Source organism: Arthrobacter oryzae (assembly GCF_030812315.1).
Classification (GTDB): domain Bacteria; phylum Actinomycetota; class Actinomycetes; order Actinomycetales; family Micrococcaceae; genus Arthrobacter; species Arthrobacter oryzae_B.
In genome coordinates this window covers 164,292-180,255 of the sequence record NZ_JAUSSM010000004.1, presented here as the reverse complement: position 1 = coordinate 180,255, position 15,964 = coordinate 164,292, and the positions used below count along the sequence as shown (strand labels likewise).

16 protein-coding genes are annotated in these 15,964 nt (G+C 63.4%); 8 read left to right on the top strand and 8 right to left on the bottom strand.

Annotation, left to right across the window (positions count from 1 at the left end):
• Positions 1-98: 98 nt before the first annotated feature.
• Positions 99-611: a methyltransferase family protein gene (locus J2S97_RS10000; protein ID WP_307048902.1), complete on the bottom strand. Its 513-nt coding sequence runs from the start codon at positions 609-611 to the stop codon at positions 99-101.
• Between the two features lie 583 nt (positions 612-1,194).
• Here J2S97_RS10000 and J2S97_RS09995 point away from each other — a divergent pair.
• Positions 1,195-1,482, top strand: a complete 288-nt coding sequence (locus J2S97_RS09995) for a hypothetical protein (RefSeq protein WP_307048900.1) — start codon at positions 1,195-1,197, stop codon at positions 1,480-1,482.
• A 104-nt stretch (positions 1,483-1,586) separates the two neighbouring features.
• Here the strand turns inward: J2S97_RS09995 and J2S97_RS09990 are convergent, their stop codons facing one another.
• Positions 1,587-3,260, bottom strand: a complete 1,674-nt coding sequence (locus tag J2S97_RS09990) for a thiamine pyrophosphate-binding protein (RefSeq protein WP_307048898.1) — start codon at positions 3,258-3,260, stop codon at positions 1,587-1,589.
• Positions 3,261-3,380: 120 nt separating this feature from the next.
• Positions 3,381-3,884, bottom strand: a complete 504-nt coding sequence (locus tag J2S97_RS09985) for an Lrp/AsnC family transcriptional regulator (protein WP_307048897.1) — start codon at positions 3,882-3,884, stop codon at positions 3,381-3,383.
• Positions 3,885-3,976: 92 nt separating this feature from the next.
• Here J2S97_RS09985 and hisC point away from each other — a divergent pair, with 92 nt between their 5' ends.
• Positions 3,977-5,089: a histidinol-phosphate transaminase gene (gene hisC / locus J2S97_RS09980; RefSeq protein WP_307048895.1), complete on the top strand. Its 1,113-nt coding sequence runs from the start codon at positions 3,977-3,979 to the stop codon at positions 5,087-5,089.
• Positions 5,090-5,141: 52 nt separating this feature from the next.
• The gene (locus J2S97_RS09975; protein ID WP_307048893.1) at positions 5,142-6,554 is read left to right on the top strand and encodes an amino acid permease; all 1,413 of its coding nucleotides are present in this window, start codon (positions 5,142-5,144) and stop codon (positions 6,552-6,554) included.
• Positions 6,555-6,667: 113 nt separating this feature from the next.
• On the opposite strand, the gene J2S97_RS09970 is transcribed toward J2S97_RS09975, so the two are convergent.
• Positions 6,668-7,132, bottom strand: coding sequence for a hypothetical protein (locus J2S97_RS09970; protein ID WP_307048891.1), 465 nt, complete (start codon positions 7,130-7,132; stop codon positions 6,668-6,670).
• Between the two features lie 251 nt (positions 7,133-7,383).
• A complete protein-coding gene (locus J2S97_RS09965) occupies positions 7,384-8,007 on the bottom strand; it encodes a DUF4190 domain-containing protein (protein WP_307048889.1) in 624 nt (207 codons plus the stop codon).
• Positions 8,008-8,402: 395 nt separating this feature from the next.
• On the opposite strand from J2S97_RS09965, the gene J2S97_RS09960 reads away from it, so the two are divergent.
• Positions 8,403-9,197 (top strand): hypothetical protein, encoded by a 795-nt coding sequence (locus J2S97_RS09960; RefSeq protein WP_307048887.1) that lies wholly within the window; start codon positions 8,403-8,405, stop codon positions 9,195-9,197.
• A 105-nt stretch (positions 9,198-9,302) separates the two neighbouring features.
• Here J2S97_RS09960 and J2S97_RS09955 read toward each other — a convergent pair whose 3' ends face one another.
• Both J2S97_RS09955 and J2S97_RS09950 read right to left on the bottom strand, forming a co-directional pair.
• On the bottom strand, positions 9,303-9,740 hold the full coding sequence (locus J2S97_RS09955; RefSeq protein ID WP_307048884.1) for a hypothetical protein: 438 nt from the start codon (positions 9,738-9,740) through the stop codon (positions 9,303-9,305).
• A gap of 175 nt (positions 9,741-9,915) precedes the next feature.
• The gene (locus J2S97_RS09950) at positions 9,916-10,167 is read right to left on the bottom strand and encodes a hypothetical protein (RefSeq protein ID WP_307048882.1); all 252 of its coding nucleotides are present in this window, start codon (positions 10,165-10,167) and stop codon (positions 9,916-9,918) included.
• A 212-nt stretch (positions 10,168-10,379) separates the two neighbouring features.
• Here J2S97_RS09950 and J2S97_RS09945 point away from each other — a divergent pair, with 212 nt between their 5' ends.
• From J2S97_RS09945 to J2S97_RS09935, 3 genes are all read left to right on the top strand, one after another.
• The gene (locus J2S97_RS09945; protein WP_307048880.1) at positions 10,380-11,681 is read left to right on the top strand and encodes a hypothetical protein; all 1,302 of its coding nucleotides are present in this window, start codon (positions 10,380-10,382) and stop codon (positions 11,679-11,681) included.
• 419 nt (positions 11,682-12,100) lie between these two features.
• Positions 12,101-13,273 (top strand): PD-(D/E)XK nuclease family protein, encoded by a 1,173-nt coding sequence (locus J2S97_RS09940; RefSeq protein WP_307048878.1) that lies wholly within the window; start codon positions 12,101-12,103, stop codon positions 13,271-13,273.
• A 194-nt stretch (positions 13,274-13,467) separates the two neighbouring features.
• Positions 13,468-14,178 carry a hypothetical protein gene (locus tag J2S97_RS09935; protein ID WP_307048876.1) on the top strand — a complete coding sequence of 237 codons (711 nt, stop codon included), beginning with the start codon at positions 13,468-13,470 and terminating at the stop codon, positions 14,176-14,178.
• A 49-nt stretch (positions 14,179-14,227) separates the two neighbouring features.
• On the opposite strand, the gene J2S97_RS09930 is transcribed toward J2S97_RS09935, so the two are convergent.
• Positions 14,228-14,983, bottom strand: a complete 756-nt coding sequence (locus J2S97_RS09930) for a FadR/GntR family transcriptional regulator (protein ID WP_307048874.1) — start codon at positions 14,981-14,983, stop codon at positions 14,228-14,230.
• A gap of 94 nt (positions 14,984-15,077) precedes the next feature.
• Here J2S97_RS09930 and J2S97_RS09925 point away from each other — a divergent pair, with 94 nt between their 5' ends.
• The gene (locus tag J2S97_RS09925; protein WP_307048872.1) at positions 15,078-15,956 is read left to right on the top strand and encodes a carbon-nitrogen hydrolase family protein; all 879 of its coding nucleotides are present in this window, start codon (positions 15,078-15,080) and stop codon (positions 15,954-15,956) included.
• The last annotated feature ends 8 nt before the right edge of the window (positions 15,957-15,964 follow it).

Here is a 15,964-nt window from a genome sequence, read left to right as displayed (position 1 = left end):
CTGTGAATTCTCCAAGCCCCAGTGCAGACCCGCCAACCAGGGCCGGGCCTTGTCTGGAGGCGTACGACGGCGGCGCGGTGAGTCCCAGCCGAACGAACCTACATGCGGGGGAGCCAAAGGTAGCGTGGCACTTTTTTCGCGTAGTCCGGATAGGACTGCGGAAACAGCTGCGCGAGCGCGGCCTCTTCCTCGAGGACAAACCGGTGCTCCATCAGCAGCTCGGCCGGCAGCAGCGCGAGAGCCCAGGAGGAGCTGGCCAAGGTGCCCGCACCGAGTTGCATGAGCCACCAGCCCACGTACATGGGATGGCGGGTGATCGCATAGGGTCCGGTGTCCACCACATCCTCCGGCCGCTCCAGCTCAAAGGGATCCGACGAGCGCCGTCGACGTTCAGCCAGGGCCCAGACATTCAGGCCGGCGCCGGCCACCACCAGTCCCGCACCCGCCATCCTGTGAACGGATCGGGGGCCGGGAAGCGGCATGGGCCGGAGCCGGGCAAGGAGGAGATCAAGGGCCATCGCGGCCACAACGGGCGGCGGCAGGGGAAGGTTTTCGTAAGCCGCCTTCACGCGTTCCGCCAAGATGCGTGGAGACCTGCCGTCGGCTGCCATGATTTCAGGGTACGCCGGGTGAGCCATGGCGCAGGGCTGAGATGAGCAGCCAGACGGTCCGCGGAAGCGGCCACAGGGTGGCGGCCAGCCCAGCACAGGCACCAGCGAATACTAGGCGAGCGGCTCCTCCACGGTTATGGGAGGCCCAGCCAAGGGCTAGTCGCAGTTGTCGGCGTCGGAAAGTAGGAGGCGGTGATGGCGTCGCTGCCCGTACCAATGCCTCCCCCCGGAAGTGTCGGTGAAGATGAGGTAGCCATCCCCACGATTCGGCGGCACGATCGGAGCGAACAAGACGCCGGACCTCAGGGGGATTGAAAGATTCGTTCTTGAGGCAATTCTGCGCTGATCTTTCCCTCACCCCGTTCTGGTCAAACGCCTGGCTTATGACGTGAGTCTTCCCATGTTATTTTGAGTAGCTCACGATAAGCCTGTAAAGTTAAGCACAGGCCGCCGTAGCCCTTGAGTACCGCACCGGTGAAGACACCCGGGCCAGCGGGGCAAGCGACACAACGCGTAACCGCCCTCCTGCTTGAGCGGCACAAGAACCTGTATAGCCCTCATCCCGAAACCCCACGGAGAACCCATGACTTTGCTGACCAAACGCCCCGAAGCCTCCTCATCCACCGCCGAATCCACCCTTACGGCCGCTACCGCTAGCACTGCCGCTGACACCGCAGTGCGTGGCGGCAGCTACGTGACTCTCCCCGCCGGCAGCGTCCCCGCCGGCGTCGAGGGCAGCTACGTCACCGTCGCTGGCGCCCGAAACCTGGCTCCCGTCACCCGTGGCAGCTATGTCACAGTAGACGGCACTCCCGTTGTTGCCGCCAGCGTCATCGAGGGCAGCTACGTATCGCTTCCAAGGGCGGCATAGAGCCCCAGCGCCCTGCACGGGATAGCACCACCGCGGGCTTAAAAGGAGGCCGACGGCGACACCCAGTGTCGCCGTCGGCCTCCTTTTTCGTGCCAGCCGGGCAACTACCCCGCCACCGCCGCCGTCGCCTCCTGCTTGGCCTGCATCCATTCGCTCAGCCACGGGGCCCGGACGCTCGACGTGATCCGGCAGTCGGCCACGAAGGTGCCTTTGGCGCCGGCGTCGAGCCAGTCCTTGAGGGCGGAAAGGTCCGCCAGCGAGCGGATGATCGCCGACTCGGCACCGAGCGCGCGGGCGACGCCGCTGAAGTCCACCTCGGGGATCAGCATGGGCTTTTCGGTCAGGCCCTGGGAGCCGTACTGGTGGATCTCGGCTCCATAGGCGGCATCGTTGTAGATGACAACGACGGCGCTGCTCGCCGCACCAATGAGCGATTCGAGGTCGGACAGGCCCATCAGGAAACCGCCGTCGCCGGAGGCCAGCACCAGGGTGCGGCCGTCCTCCACGGCGCGGGCTGCCCCGACGGCGCTGGCAAGGCCCAGCCCGATGGTCTGGTAGGCGGTCCCCACCATGACCAGGTCCTGTGGCCGCGGGATGCGCCAATACATGGGTGCCCAGCCGAGGAAGTGCCCTCCGTCCTGGACCACCGTGCGGCGCTCCGGCAGCATGTCATCCAGTGCCCTGGCGAGGAGGCGCGGGTCCAGCCGTCCGTCCGGCGTCTCGGCGGAGCCGGGGTGGTGCCCCGGTCCTTCGGCCAGGCGCCTGCGGGCTTCAGCGCGCCAGGCTTCTGGGCGGCTGGCGGTCGGTGAGGCCGGGCCATCCAGGATCCCCAGGATGCGTCCCGCGGCAGACTTCACGTCCGCGGTGACGAACGTATCCACCCGGGGGTGCGTCGGCTGCAGGGCGGCGTCGATCTGGATGACGGTGCTGTCCGGGCCGAGCAGGTGCCCGAACCGCATGGTGAAGGGGCTCAGGCTTGCCCCGGCTACGAGAACCACATCGGCCTCACCCATGAGCCCGGCCGCGATGTCCGTGCCGAAGCCGCCGGCGACGCCGAGGTATCCCTCACCCTGGAGCAGGTTGAGCGCCAGCGTGGTTCCGGCGGTCAGCGCGCCCAGCCGGTCGGCGAGCTCCCGGAGATCCGGGCCGGCACCGGCAAGATGCGCACCGCGGCCAGCGAGGATCAGCGGCCGCTTCGCCCCGGCGAGCAGCCGGGCCACCTGCCCGAGGCCGCCGTCGACGTCGTCCGTCACCTTGGGTGCCAATGGCACCGGAAGTTCCTCGTCCGCAGCCTCGAGTGCCGCGAGGTCGTACGGAATGGCAATCACGACGGCGGTGCGCTTTGTGAGCGCGTATTCCACCGCCTGCTGCGTGATGGAGCCTGCGGCGTCGCGGGTGACGGTGAAGGTGGCCGCGCCGAGGCCCGCGGCGATTGCCGTTTGGTCCACGTCCTGCGGCCGGGCGCCGCTGCTCGGCGCGTCCCCGGTGACCAGCACCACGGGGATCTGGGCCTGGACCGCCTCGGCCAGTGCCGTGAGTGCGTTGGTGTAGCCCGGGCCGTAGGTGGTGGTGCCTGCTGCGAGGCGTCCCGACGTCCGGTAGTAGGCGTCGGCCGCGGCGATAGCGGCGCCCTCATGCCGGACGGCGGAGAAGCGGAGGCCCAGCTTTTCCGCGGCGTCCAGGAAGTAGACATTCCCGTTGCCCATGACGCCGAACACGTCGCTGAGGTAGCTGCTGAGAACATGTGCCACGCGGCCGGAGACGGTAAGAGTAGTCATGCAGGAATCTTGTGGGCTGGTTCACAGATAGGCAAGAGAGTGAATTTTGGTTGGGATATTTGGCAGGAGAAGGCGGGAAGAAGTGAAAATATGCGCACCTGTGGCGCGCATCACCCGCGCTTAGTGGGAAGTGCGGGATTCGTGCTCGGACAGCCGGCTCAGGAGGCCGTCGTAGCGGGGCGGCATGAGTTCCAGCACGGAAATGGCGGTACTGGTCCGCTGGATCCCCTCGATTTCCAGGATCTCGTTGGTGATGCGGTAGAGATCGGCCGTACTGCGTGCCACCACCTTGGCCATGAGGTCCGCGTCCCCGGTGGTGGCGTGCACCTCGATGACTTCCGGAATGGCGGCGAGCCCGTCTTCCACCGCACCTGTCCTCGTCTGGCTGATGGACAGGGAGAGGAAGGCCATCAGGTCATAGCCCAGCGCGGCGGGATCCAGCCTGCGGCTGAAGGAGCGGAGGGCGCCGCTGCGCTCCAGCCGTGCCAGCCGGGCGTGGACGGTGTTGCGTGCGACGCCGAGCGTCCGCGAGAGTGCCAGGGCGCTGGCTTCGGGATCCTTGTCGAGGGCCAGGATGATCCTGCCGTCGAGGGAATCCAGGGTGCGCGGGTTCGGGATGGTCATATTTTCACCACAGTCAGTAGAAGTTGAGCAGAAGTCCCAATGGGTTGAGGGTATCTTGCATTGTGGGCCGGGTCACAACATGATCGGTGCTCATGACCCCCGATCAACTCCTGACCGCCTCTGCCTCTGCACTGCAGGACACCGCACTCCCCACCCTTCGCGGCGCTGTGGCCGGACTTCCGACCTACGTCCCCGGCCGGCGCGGCGCCGGTACGGACATCGCAGCCCTCGCCAGCAACGAAAGCCACTACGAACCGCTGCCCGCCGCCGCCGCTGCGGTGGCTGAAGCGGCCGGCACCATGAACCGCTACCCGGACAGTGCCGCCGTCGAACTCCGCGAACGGCTCGCCGGGCACCTGGGCGTCACTGCCGGGGAGGTCGCGGTGGGACCCGGCAGCGTGGGCGTCCTCCAGCAGATCATCACCGGACTGTGCGACGCCGGAGATGACGTGATCTTCGCCTGGCGTTCCTTCGAGGCCTACCCCATCCTGGTTGAGCTGGCAGGCGCCCGGCCGGTGCGCATCCCGCTGGACGACGCCGAGGGCCACGACCTTCATGGCATGGCCGCGGCCGTCACTGACCGCACCAAGGTCATCCTGCTCTGCAGCCCCAACAACCCCACCGGCGTGCCGATCAGCCACGAACGCATCGAGGCCTTCCTGCAATCCGTCCGCTCCGACATCCTCGTGGTGATCGACGAGGCCTACGTGGAATACGCCGAAGCGGGCAGCGGCCCCGATTCCCTGGCGCTCTACCGCCGGTACCCGAATGTCTGCATCCTGCGCACCTTCTCCAAGGCCTACGGGCTCGCCGGCCTGCGCGTGGGATACGCCGTGGCGGCGCCGGACATCGCAGAGGGACTGCGCCGGACAGCCCTTCCCTTCTCCGTGAGCGCGCTGGCCCAGAAGGCGGCCATCGCGTCGCTGGATGCCGGGCAGGAGATGGAAACCCGGGTGGCCGCCGTCAGGCAGGAGCGCACCCGGATGGCCGCGCAGCTGGAAGCCCAGGGCTGGAAACTGCAGCCGAGCCAGGGAAATTTCCTGTGGATCCGTGCCGATGACAGCCTCCGAGCGAGGCTGGTGGACGCGTTTGACGCCGCCGCCATCCTGGTCCGGGCGTACCAGGGCGACGGCGTGCGGATCACCGTTGCCGATCCCGCCTCCAACGACCGCGTGCTCGGGCTTTTGGAAGCCCACTCAGCCTGATAACCGACTGACCTTTTACCAACCCGTTCCACCTACAACCAGAGGAATCCCCATGGAACAACAGACAAAGACGTCTGCCCGCGCCCTCGGCGCGGCCCTCAAACCCCGCCAACTCACCATGATGGGCCTGGGAAGCGCCATCGGTGCTGGTCTCTTCATCGGCTCCGGTGCCGGCATCCAGGCTGCCGGCCCGGCCGTGCTGATCTCCTACCTCGTGGCGGGCACGCTCATCATCCTGGTGATGTGGGCCCTCGGCGAGATGGCCGCCGCCAATCCGGACAGCGGTGCCTTCTCCGTTTATACCGCCAAGGCCTACGGGCCGGTGGCCGGTGCCACGGTGGGCTGGCTCTGGTGGCTGCAGCTTGTGGTGGTCATCGCGGCCGAAGCGCTCGGTGCGGCAGGCCTGCTGTCCACCATCTTCCCCGCCCTGCCGGTGTGGCTGATGGCCTTCGTGTTCATTGTGGTGCTCACCGCTGTGAACCTCACCAGTGTGAAGAACTTCGGCGAGTTCGAGTTCTGGTTCGCCCTGCTCAAGGTGGCGGCAATCGTCGGGTTCCTCCTGGTGGGCGCTGCCCTGCTCTTCGGCTGGCTGCCGGGTGTGCAGTCGCCGGGCCTGTCCAACTTCACCGGTGCCGGATTCGCACCCAGCGGTTTCGCAGGGATCGCCACGGCACTCTTCGTGGTGGCCTTCGCGTTCGGCGGCACCGAGATTGTGTCCGTGGCGGCAGCTGAGACCGCCGAGCCTGCCCGCAGCGTGAAGAAGGCAGTCCGGACGGTACTGTGGCGCATCCTGGTGTTCTACATCGGTGCGATCTTCGTGATCGCGGCAGTGGTTCCCGTGGGTTCGGCGGGGCTGAAGAGCCCGTTCGCCGCGGTGCTGGATGCGGCCGGCATGCCCGGTGCGGCTACCGCCATCACCCTGGTGGCTGTGGCGGCACTGTTGTCCGCCCTCAACGCCAACCTCTACGGTGCGTCACGGATGGCGTACTCCCTCGCGGAGCGCGGTGAGGCTCCGCGCCTGCTGGCCTCCGTATCGAAGGCCCGGGTTCCGGTGGTCGCGGTCCTGGCCAGCGTCGCCTTCGGTGTTGTCACCGTTGTGCTGGAGCTGGCCTTCCCCGAGAAGGTCCTTCCGGTCCTGCTCAACATTGTGGGCTCGACGTGCCTGCTGGTGTGGACGTCCGCGCTCCTGGCCCAGCTGGCGCTGCGCCTCCGCGCCGACCGGGAGGGGACGGAGCTTCCGCTGCGGATGCCCGGCTTCCCGGGGCTCACGGTGTTTGGTCTGGTCATCCTCGCCGCGATCTTCACGGTGGGCTTCATCGGCGAGGATTCCCGTCCCCAGCTCCTGAGCACTTTCGCACTCGTGGCGCTTCTGGCCGTGGCGAACTGGGTGAATCACCGTTCGGGCAAAGTTGCGCCCATTGTCGAAGCTTCGGACGGTGCCAAGGAGCCGGTGCTCATCGACTGAACCAGGCGTGGCGAACCACTTCGTTGGTTCGCTGCACGCGGAGGGCGCGTCCGGCTATTGCCGGACGCGCCCAACTCTTCGACAAACAAACCAATCTCAGGCCAGGGAAAATTTCACGATTTCTTCGGTTGCCTGGTGAACAACGTTCCACCGAGCTTTGGCTGCACAGTTGCTACGCTGGCATCGTTAATGATCCAGTTTTCTCCGACAAGCAAGTTCATTCCAACTATGTCGGCAAACTGCTTCATGTTCGCAACGACGCCATCCCTGTCCGACACTGAGGAATAAATCGTCAGAACTGCTCCCTTGCCGCACGTTCCCGACTGCGCGGCAAGTGTCACATTGTCTGTCTGCGTGTACCCCGAGCAAACGCCACCGGCGAGTACGAATGCTTCCTTTAACGATTGAACTGAACTGTAGTGCTCACCGTTGACGGGCACGGTCTTGGTGGGAGAAGGCGAAGGCGTAGCCTTGGCAGACACCTGCTGCGACTGGCTTGCAGTCGCACCTCCCGAGCAACCGCTGAGCGCGGTAGCCCCGAGAGCTAGAGCCGCTAGAAGTGACATAGCGTGTTTCATATTGAATCCTTTGAATGTTTGTAAGTGTTCACTTGGAAGCACTGCTTCCCCAAGACGGGCTCATGAGGCACGCCCTCTGCTGCTGCGGCGCCGTACCGTAGGCTGTCGTGAACTACTCGCAGGTGCTCGCATGAGCCGAACGCTCTATAAAGACAGCCCCACCCCAGTACCGAGACCGACGCCTCGCGGCAGACAAGGCAGGGCTGGCACCAGCAGAAAGATCACTGCCTGGTGCCAGCCCTTCAGCGACTCTACTTCTGCCAGGTGTTTCCTGAGCAGCTAGCGTGGGCGCCTGTGCCGTTGCCTGTGTTCTTTCCTGCGCTCTTTCCGTCAATCAGGATTTCGCAGGTGACAGCCGCAGAAGCGTCGGTATAGCTTCCGGTGACCGAGATGCTCGTGATATTGAATTCCTTCGAGGTGATGGACTTCTTCCAGTCCGCGGTGATGTCTTCCGTCGAGCTCCCGCCGGGTGTCCAGTACGAAATGTGGGCCGGTCCTGACGTAGTGACGACGTATTCCACCGTATGCTCGGCGTTGATGCTTTCGTCTATGGACTTAGCAGCAGCGCTCACGCCTGCAGTCACCATTCCAGCGACAATTAGGCTGACGACACCCAGGATGAATCCGGTGATTGCCATTCCCTTCTTCCGATTCTTCAGGAAGAAAGCGATGATGCCCAGGATGATGGCGACCGGGCCGAGGAAGAATGCGACCATTCCTACCAGAGGGATGATGCTGAATGCCGCGGCGACGATGCCAACGACGAGTGCTGCTACTCCGAGGCCGTTTTTGCGTTTTTCCTCGACAAGTCGCACGTGATGAATCGGCTGGTCGGGCAATGCCGAAGGTGTTGTGTCGTTCTTGATGTCGGACATGATTTTCCCCTATTAATTGGTCCAAGTGAGACCCTTGCAGATCGAGACTGTAAGTTCCCCCAACAGTTTCTGTCCGCAGGATAGAACGGACCCACACAAAGATGGAAGCGGCGTCCTTGCCATCAACTTCTACGTTTATGGGTGCGGATAACAGCAGCATTCGGTGGTCCAAACTGAAGCATATATGGCGATGCGGACAAAATTTCAAGAACGTGGAGCCAGTGCAGTCGCGGCAAAGTAATCGATCGAATTATTTGGCTTTTCAGTTACCAGTTTCGCATTCTTGGTTGTAAGTTCAATCTATGGTCCAGTATCCTACGGCGCGTCGCTTTGCAATCGGCATGGGTGCTGGAGCCCATACATCATCTCGTCATCACTAAATGGGGAATTGCATCATGACCGAAAATAACTCCGATTCGGGTATCCCGGATAAGCCGTTGCAGCCGCCTGCGCTTCATGAAGAGCACGGCGCTGACACTAACCTCAGTCTGGACTCGGACATCAACGGAACCGCCTCGTCCAATCGCCGTTGGTGGTCAAAGCGAAAGAAAGTCGCCGACTCGCCCAAACTGGCTGGTGCCACACTGCCGCCCGCTTTTGAGCAGACAGTCGGTGCTGAAAGCCGGCCCGTTCGAACCCGGCGCAAGCTTGCTTGGTATTGGGTGGCAGGCATTGCATGCCTCCTTCTGGCGTCCGGAATTGGCATTGGTTTCACCCTGCCCGATCCGACGAACAGCAAGGAATACGTTGCACTGACGTCGGACAAACAGGGCTTGCAGTCAGACCTCAACAAACTCCAAGGGCGCTTCGACACTCTCGACGCTGGCATCAAAGGCCGGGAAGCCAAGGTCCAGGCTCGTGAAGACGCGGTGGCTAAGGCAGACGCCCTCGTCAAATCTGCAGATGCAGCCGTCAAGAAGCGCGAGGAAGCAGTGACGTCCGCGGAGAAAACGAAGGCGGCAAACACCATCAAGGAAGGCACCTGGACGGTCGGCGTTGATCTCGAACCGGGAACCTACCGGACGAACTCCGACGTGACGTCTGGATGCTATTGGGGGATATACCGGACCGGCTCCAACGGATCTGACATTGTCGACAACGACATCGTGACCGGTGGCCGTCCATCAGTCACCTTGTCAGCTGGCCAAGACTTCAAAAGCTCACGCTGCGGAACTTGGTCGAAACAGTAGCTTGCTCGTCCTTCACTGAGGTCCTGAGGTCCTTGACCGCAGGACCTCGGTGAAGAGCAGCCAGATGCTAGGTGCACTCGCCGCCCAAGCGTGCTGATCTCGCGATTAGCCGCAACGCGTCAAGAGGTCGGTGCCCGCAGCCTTGAAGTCATTTATATCCTCCGAAAAGAGTGCGGTCAGCAACTCCTTCATCTCCGGATTCGCGCTTTTTGCGATCGCCTTAACTTCATCCCGTGTGGCGACAAGCTTTGCAACTGCTGCCTGGTCAGATGGATCGATGCTAGTGACTCCGTTGACGTACTGAATTAGCGGTCCGTCCTCATCGGGGCCGACCAGTAATGTGCATGTTGCCTTCTCTGACACGGTGAGTGTGGTTGGCGTCGTAGTCGCCGTGGCGGACGATGAAGCCGGCGAGACCGCTGTTGAGGGCGTCGCATCTGGAGTTGCTGGACCTCCGCAACCGCTCAGGACTAAGGGCGCTGCCAACACGACTGCGAATGTTGCTTTTCTCATTGTTTGCCCTAGGGCCTGTACTTTCTTCATTTCCCCATTTTCGGAATGCCTCTGAATGGCCAGTCTTGTCGTCGAGAATCATGTCAGTTCTAGGTTCGAACAAAGCGCCGGGACGTCCTTTGCGTCGGCCACAAATCTGCAACAATGCGGAGCATAGCCCGGCGCGCGGTTCGGTACCATGAATGCAGGCGTCCATCGACATTTCTTAGTCAGAGGTTTGAGCTCCGCCCTCCGCCAACCCCATGAACATCGTCCGGTGCAGGATGTCCAGGTGCTTAGGCGAGACCTCCACAGCCTCCCATACACCGCCGGCACGCAAAGCCGCTACCAGCGCCACATGGTCGCAGCTTGATTTGTGCAGCAGCTCGATGGGGTAGGGGATGAAGCAGGCGTAGAGCTCCGCCAACGTCTCGTGGTAGTCCTCGACGGCGGTCCCCGGTCCTGACGCCGTGCCCACCAGTTGGTGGAACTGCTCGTCTGCCGGGTGCTAGTCGGAACAGTCCGACGACGCAGGTGGGAGACACTTGGTCGAGGAGTTTGAACGCGCCGCGACCTGCCAAGCCAGGATCCATGAATACAATCACGAGAGATCCAGGCGGCACCGGCGGTTTCTCACCTATCAGCCGCATTCACACCTCCTGGAGAGGTGCAACCACAGAGGAGTATGCGATGACCAATATCGAGAGCATCACGCTGGAGGCGGAGCTCGTCGGCGAGGAGGCCACGCGTGATATTGCAAAGGCGGTCAGCGCCCGTCACTCGATCGCTCGCAAGTACGTCATGAGGCTGCGCCGGCGGCATCCGGACGCAACGCCCGCTGAAGTGATCCAGATGCTGGAGCGTCACTACGGAACCTCGATCACCACTGCGGGTGCCCTCATCAGCGCCGGCGCGATCGCGGCTGATATTGGTATCGCGATGATTCCAGGAGTCGGGGCGGCAGCAGCCGGCATGAAGAGTGCGGGACAACAGGCCGCCAAGAAGACCGGCAAGGAAGCCGTCAAATTTGCCGCAAAAAGCGCTGCGAAACAGGCCGCAAAGAACATAGCCCTGGGTACTGCGAAGAACGGTGCACAGCGGGCCGCTGCTCTCCTTCCCGCAGGCGATGAGCAGCTGCAGTTCGAGATCACCGCGGTCTTCGCGCTCGCTATTGCCGACATTCACGGAATGGACCTCGACAAAGACCAGGCCCTCGCCCTTGTCTACGGACTCTCGAACGAACGCGTGAGCCAGAAGCAAATCGCGACGATGGCGACAGACCTATCGAGCGCGTCGTCTGACGGCGTCGTCGGCGTCGGCAATAGGATCGCTGCTGGCCGCACGGACTGGTCGCACTGGGCGAACACGCTCGCGGACACCCTCCCTGGAGGCGCCGCGCAGAGTTTGGTTCGGACCATGGAAACAGGTCAGCTGGACGCCGTGCGCGAAAATTTGAGTGGAAAGCAGCAGGCAACGATTGAGTACGGCGTTGGAGCCTTGGCGGGAGGGGTCACGCGCTTCGTGTTCGGTCGCGACGTCATCGTCGCAGCGCGGGCAGCATTTGCCGATGCCCCCGACACGTTCCCCGAACATCTGGCAGTTCGTGTAGAGGCAGGCGACGAAGACCGCGACGTCGAACAGAACCGAGCGATCGCAGCCATGGAAGATGCCGCAAAAGTGACGGGAAACTGGATTGCTGGCACTGCCAGCACGGTCGGAGGCGGCGTCGCAACGGGCGCCGTGGCAGTGGGCGCCGGAGTGGCCACCGCTGCCGACACGGTATCGCGCGTGTTCCGGAGCGTGGATATTGACGGGGACGGGATCCCGGATGAGCCCCAGGCCCTCAGTGCTGTCAAGGGCGTCGGTGGCGCCATCGCCGGTACGGCGGGCTCGGTCGGAGGGAGCGTCGCAGGGTTGTTCAAACGGAAGAAGCGTGGCGAACAGACGGCGGACGGGTCTGAGACCGGCGACGAGGAAGTGGTCGAGAAGTAACCCTGCACAGCAGAGGGTGTTCAGCGGCGATGTGGCTACGTAGGCGGCCAACCTCTGGCCCCGTTACGTGCTCCCAGTCTTTTCCCATCTGGGACGCTATGTAGTTGGCCGACCCTGGCGAGCTACGTACCGCCGCATCGCGTCAACGACCATCACTCGCGTGCTGTGACGGAGCTCCACCGGGCCGGGGTCTGGCCACAGAAACTTTGAGCATCATGATTGGTGACAACGTCGCTCGCCGAAGCAGCGACACAACGAACCATGAGGCGAGGGTGGGTAACGGAAACAACACGTTAATCTGCTACCTGACGTGGTTGAATCTAAATTCCATGTAAAGTTCCCAGCTATAGCCATGTGGGGGTTTCGCAGCGTCGCCGTCCTCCATCTAACCTTCACGTCTATGCTCGGGGGATGATGTCGTGTCAGATGACTTGGTAACTGGGCTCCTGCCAGTGCTTGGCAGGTCCCTCGATCTGGGTTTCAACGTGTTTGACGTCATGCACCACGGACTCCACGAGAAGCAGATCTCGAATGTATTCAGGTGGTTGTTGGACCCCGAGCAGACGCACAACCTGGGTGACCGTTTCCTGCGGATCTTTATCGACGAGTTGAACCGGGTTTCGGTGGGGAGTGAACCGCTTCCGCATGGCAGCTACTTGGTGCGTCAGGAGGTGAACACCTCGGTGGGCGGGTCGGGAGCGGACATCGCCGACCTTGTCCTTGAGAGCGAAGCTGCGGTCGTCGTCGTCGAGAACTATTTCACCTCTGACGGCCACGGTCACAGTTACAGCGGTTACCTGGCATTCAGCGTCCGGGACGGCAAGCATGGTGCCGTCGTGCTCTTGTCTCGCGATGAGGATGTGTCCTTGCAGACCATGGGGTGGGAGAACGCCGCGGTCCTCACGTATGGCAAGTTGGCTAAGCGACTGCTGGAACACGTCGGTGGCGACAGAGCCTACCAGCGGAAGAATCCTGATGCCTACGCGTTCATCGAGCAGTTGCACCGTAAGTTCGTTAGGAAAAGGGGTCGCGTGGGTGATCAGGAAGTGCTCAACTTCGTTGTTGCCATGTGTGATACCGGGGAGGTGCGCAGATATCAGGAGCAGCCGCAAGAAGTAGCCGCCGAGCGCTTTGCTGATGATCTTGCGGTGCAAGCGAGGGAACGGTTTGGCGAGGGCCGCGACCTCCTCCAGCGAGTCAAGGGGCGACTCAGCGCCTTCAGCGAAGGACCGCTCAGACGCCAACTCAACGCGACTCGGCGCGAGGGGTTTGTGCGCCGAATCGACGCGAGATTGGCGGGGATATACCAGTGGACCGTCAACATCGACGTGGAAGAAGAATCGAACGACTCGGGCCAGTCGAGGCTCCAACTCAAGTTCGGGCCGTCCGCGTGGTTTGCCAACGAACGGGATCCGAGCTGGACCCGAACGGTCGAATCTGGCCAGGCGGACTATTCGCGGTTGTTCCTTACGCTGTCCAGCGTCAAGGAGGTCCGTCAGTCGACCCTGAGTATCCAGGACGTCCTTGACGGCCTCGGACCCGCCGACCAAAGGCTTCACGACGAGATCATTGCGTTGCTCAGAGGAAACTGAAGGCTGCCGGACCGGAGCGCACTCGGCCGGTCTGCCGGCAGGCTTTCAGGTCTTCGCGCCTATCTCGAGGACCGGGCCGCAATCGACATCGGCCGACACTTAGAACGTGTAGCAGGCCGGCTGACCCGCAACTAAAGTAGTCGGCACCTTCCCTGTTGACATGTGGCGAAGCGGGCCTACAATGAGCCATGCCCGTGACTGGCCGAGCCGTCTCTGCCGCGGTGCTGCTCGTCATTGGGGCAGGACTGGCTCTGCTGGCTGTGCTGGTCCATTACGGTTTCATGGCAATGTACGGCGGTGTCACCGATACGGCGTTCGAGGGGTTCACGTGGGGGTTGACGTCTGGTCCCTCCGGATTGGCGCTCGGTCTGGTCGTGGTGGTTGCGCTGATCGGTTTCATGCTCTCGACAAGACGGTGGATGCGGCTGACGGCCGTGGCAATCCCGGTCCTCATGCTGATCGGGATGTTCGCGGTCACCCCTGCGGCGCTGGGTCAGAAGATGGAGAAACAATTTGTTTCCGCTCCGCAATGCGTGACCGAGGGCACCGACGAGCCCATGGCCTCCGCAGACCGTGAGTCCCAGCAGGTGTTCGATTCCATCGAGCACATCGGCCACTTTAAGGGTGGCGGCGGCATGAGTGGCGTCGCCGGCTGTACCCGCTGGTTTGTGCTCCCGGAAGACGTCGATGTGTTGCAGCACTATCGGGCAGCGCTGCCGGCAGCAGGCTGGGAAGTGGTCGAGGATGACGGGCGCCACCTGCGGGCGCAGCGTGATGGCCGGGCGTTCGATGTGACGCCCTGCCCCGGAGGCGGTGTGGTCTGGGCCGGCAGCGACGACGACCGCTCATACGGACAGGGAAGGCCTGAGCTGGCGGGCACTGAAATTTGTCCCCACGACCTCTAAAAACGACATGCCGCGTATGGCCAGGTAATAGTGCCTAATATGCACATTCCTAGCGGTCTAACCCACCCTCCGTCAGACCCATAAACATCGTCCGGTGCAGCACGTCCACGTGCTTCCGCGAGACCTCCACCGCCTCCTGGACATCGCCAGCACGCAGCGCCGCCACCAGGGCCACGTGGTCGCAGTTCGACTTGTGCAGCAGTTCGATGGGGTAGGGGATGAAGTACTCGTAGAGCTCGGCCAGCGCCTCGTGGTAAATCTCGACGGCGGTGCCCATCCCTGATGCGGTGCCCACCAGTTGGTGGAACTGCTCGTCTGCCTGGTGGTAGTCCGACCAGTCCGCGGACTCTGCCATGTCGCGGGTCAGCCGGTCGAGCTCATCAAGCTGCTCCGCCGTGGCGTTGAGCGTCGCGTAGTGCGTCACCGCGCATTCGAACAGCAGCCTCCGGTCCACCAGGCGGTTCACAGCCTGCGACTCCGCTGGCGAAGCCACGAGTTCGGCCAGCACGTCCCGCGGAGGCTCGTCCGCCACGAAGGTTCCGCCGGCCCGGCCGCGGCGTCGTACCACCACGCCCTGCTCCGCCAGGCTCGCGAGCGCGCGGCGGGCAGTGATCGGGCTGACCGACAGGCCCAGGGCCACATCCTCCTGGTCGGGCAGACGCTCGCCCGGTTTCAGCAGCCCCAGCGAAATCGCCATGCCGATCCGCAGCCGCACGGCATCAATGGCGCTGCGCCGGTCGATTCCGGCCAGCCTGGCGGCGCCGATGGGTGATGAGTCGGCGGTGTCCTCCAACTGACGGGTCATATCCGCTACTTTACGGCCCAAACCCACCCCTTCCCATAATTGGATCATTCTGATCTAATATAGCTCAGATCACATCCCCAACGTGGAGAACACCATGCAACGCATCCTTCCCCTCATCGCGGCCCAGGCCCGGCCGCGGCTCATCGGTGAACCCGTCTCGGCCTTCGCGGACGAGGTCAAAGCCACCCTCGCCGTCCAGCCGCACAGCAAACTGGTGGTCTTCCCCGAGCTGCATCTGTTCGCGGACGCCGAGCCGGACCAGCAGCGCACCGAAATGCTGCAGGCTTCCGCGGAGCCTCTGGACGGCCCCCGGGTCAAGGAGCTTCAGCAGCTCGCCGCGGACCTTGGCATCTGGCTGGTCCCGGGCAGCGTCTGCGAGCGCGGCCCGGAAGGGCAGCTGTTCAACACGCAGCTGGTCCTGTCCCCGCAGGGAGAACTGGCCGGCTACTACCGCAAGGTCTTCCCCTGGCGCCCGTTCGAGCCCTACGACCCCGGCGACCGGTTCACCACCGTGGACCTGGCCGGCGTCGGCAGGGTAGGCCTGAACATCTGCTACGACGCGTGGTTCCCGGAGGTCTCCCGCCAGCTCGCCTGGATGGGCGCCGAAGTCATCCTCAACGTCGTGAAAACCACGACGCCGGACCGCCGGCAGGAGCTGGTGCTCGCCAAGGCCAACGCCATCGTGAACCAGGTCTTTGTGGTCAGCGTCAACTGCGCCGGTCCCACCGGCAAGGGCCTGAGCATCATCGTGGACCCGGAGGGAAACACCCTCGCCGAGGCCCCCGACGCCGCGCCGGTGCTGCTCACCGCGGAACTGGACCTCGCCGCCGTCGAGCACGTCCGTACGCACGGCACCGAGAACCTCAACCGCCCCTGGTCCCAGTTCCGCGACGGCGAGGACACCGTCGAACTGCCCGTGTACCAGGGCCGGATCAGCCCCGCCACCTGGGCTCCCCAGTCCTTCAACGCCTAAGGAACCAC

Excerpts from the sequence above, each read along its gene's own strand:
- J2S97_RS09985 (WP_307048897.1), bottom strand. The coding sequence starts at position 3,884 with ATGACCATCCCGAACCCGCGCACCCTGGATTCCCTCGACGGCAGGATC.
- J2S97_RS09945 (WP_307048880.1), top strand. The coding sequence starts at position 10,380 with ATGACCAATATCGAGAGCATCACGCTGGAGGCGGAGCTCGTCGGCGAG.
- J2S97_RS09975 (WP_307048893.1), top strand. The coding sequence starts at position 5,142 with ATGGAACAACAGACAAAGACGTCTGCCCGCGCCCTCGGCGCGGCCCTC.
- J2S97_RS10000 (WP_307048902.1), bottom strand. The coding sequence starts at position 611 with ATGGCAGCCGACGGCAGGTCTCCACGCATCTTGGCGGAACGCGTGAAG.
- J2S97_RS09965 (WP_307048889.1), bottom strand. The coding sequence starts at position 8,007 with ATGTCCGACATCAAGAACGACACAACACCTTCGGCATTGCCCGACCAG.
- J2S97_RS09960 (WP_307048887.1), top strand. The coding sequence starts at position 8,403 with ATGACCGAAAATAACTCCGATTCGGGTATCCCGGATAAGCCGTTGCAG.
- J2S97_RS09925 (WP_307048872.1), top strand. The coding sequence starts at position 15,078 with ATGCAACGCATCCTTCCCCTCATCGCGGCCCAGGCCCGGCCGCGGCTC.
- J2S97_RS09955 (WP_307048884.1), bottom strand. The coding sequence starts at position 9,740 with ATGAAGAAAGTACAGGCCCTAGGGCAAACAATGAGAAAAGCAACATTC.
- hisC (WP_307048895.1), top strand. The coding sequence starts at position 3,977 with ATGACCCCCGATCAACTCCTGACCGCCTCTGCCTCTGCACTGCAGGAC.
- J2S97_RS09995 (WP_307048900.1), top strand. The coding sequence starts at position 1,195 with ATGACTTTGCTGACCAAACGCCCCGAAGCCTCCTCATCCACCGCCGAA.
- J2S97_RS09970 (WP_307048891.1), bottom strand. The coding sequence starts at position 7,132 with ATGAAACACGCTATGTCACTTCTAGCGGCTCTAGCTCTCGGGGCTACC.
- J2S97_RS09930 (WP_307048874.1), bottom strand. The coding sequence starts at position 14,983 with ATGACCCGTCAGTTGGAGGACACCGCCGACTCATCACCCATCGGCGCC.
- J2S97_RS09990 (WP_307048898.1), bottom strand. The coding sequence starts at position 3,260 with ATGACTACTCTTACCGTCTCCGGCCGCGTGGCACATGTTCTCAGCAGC.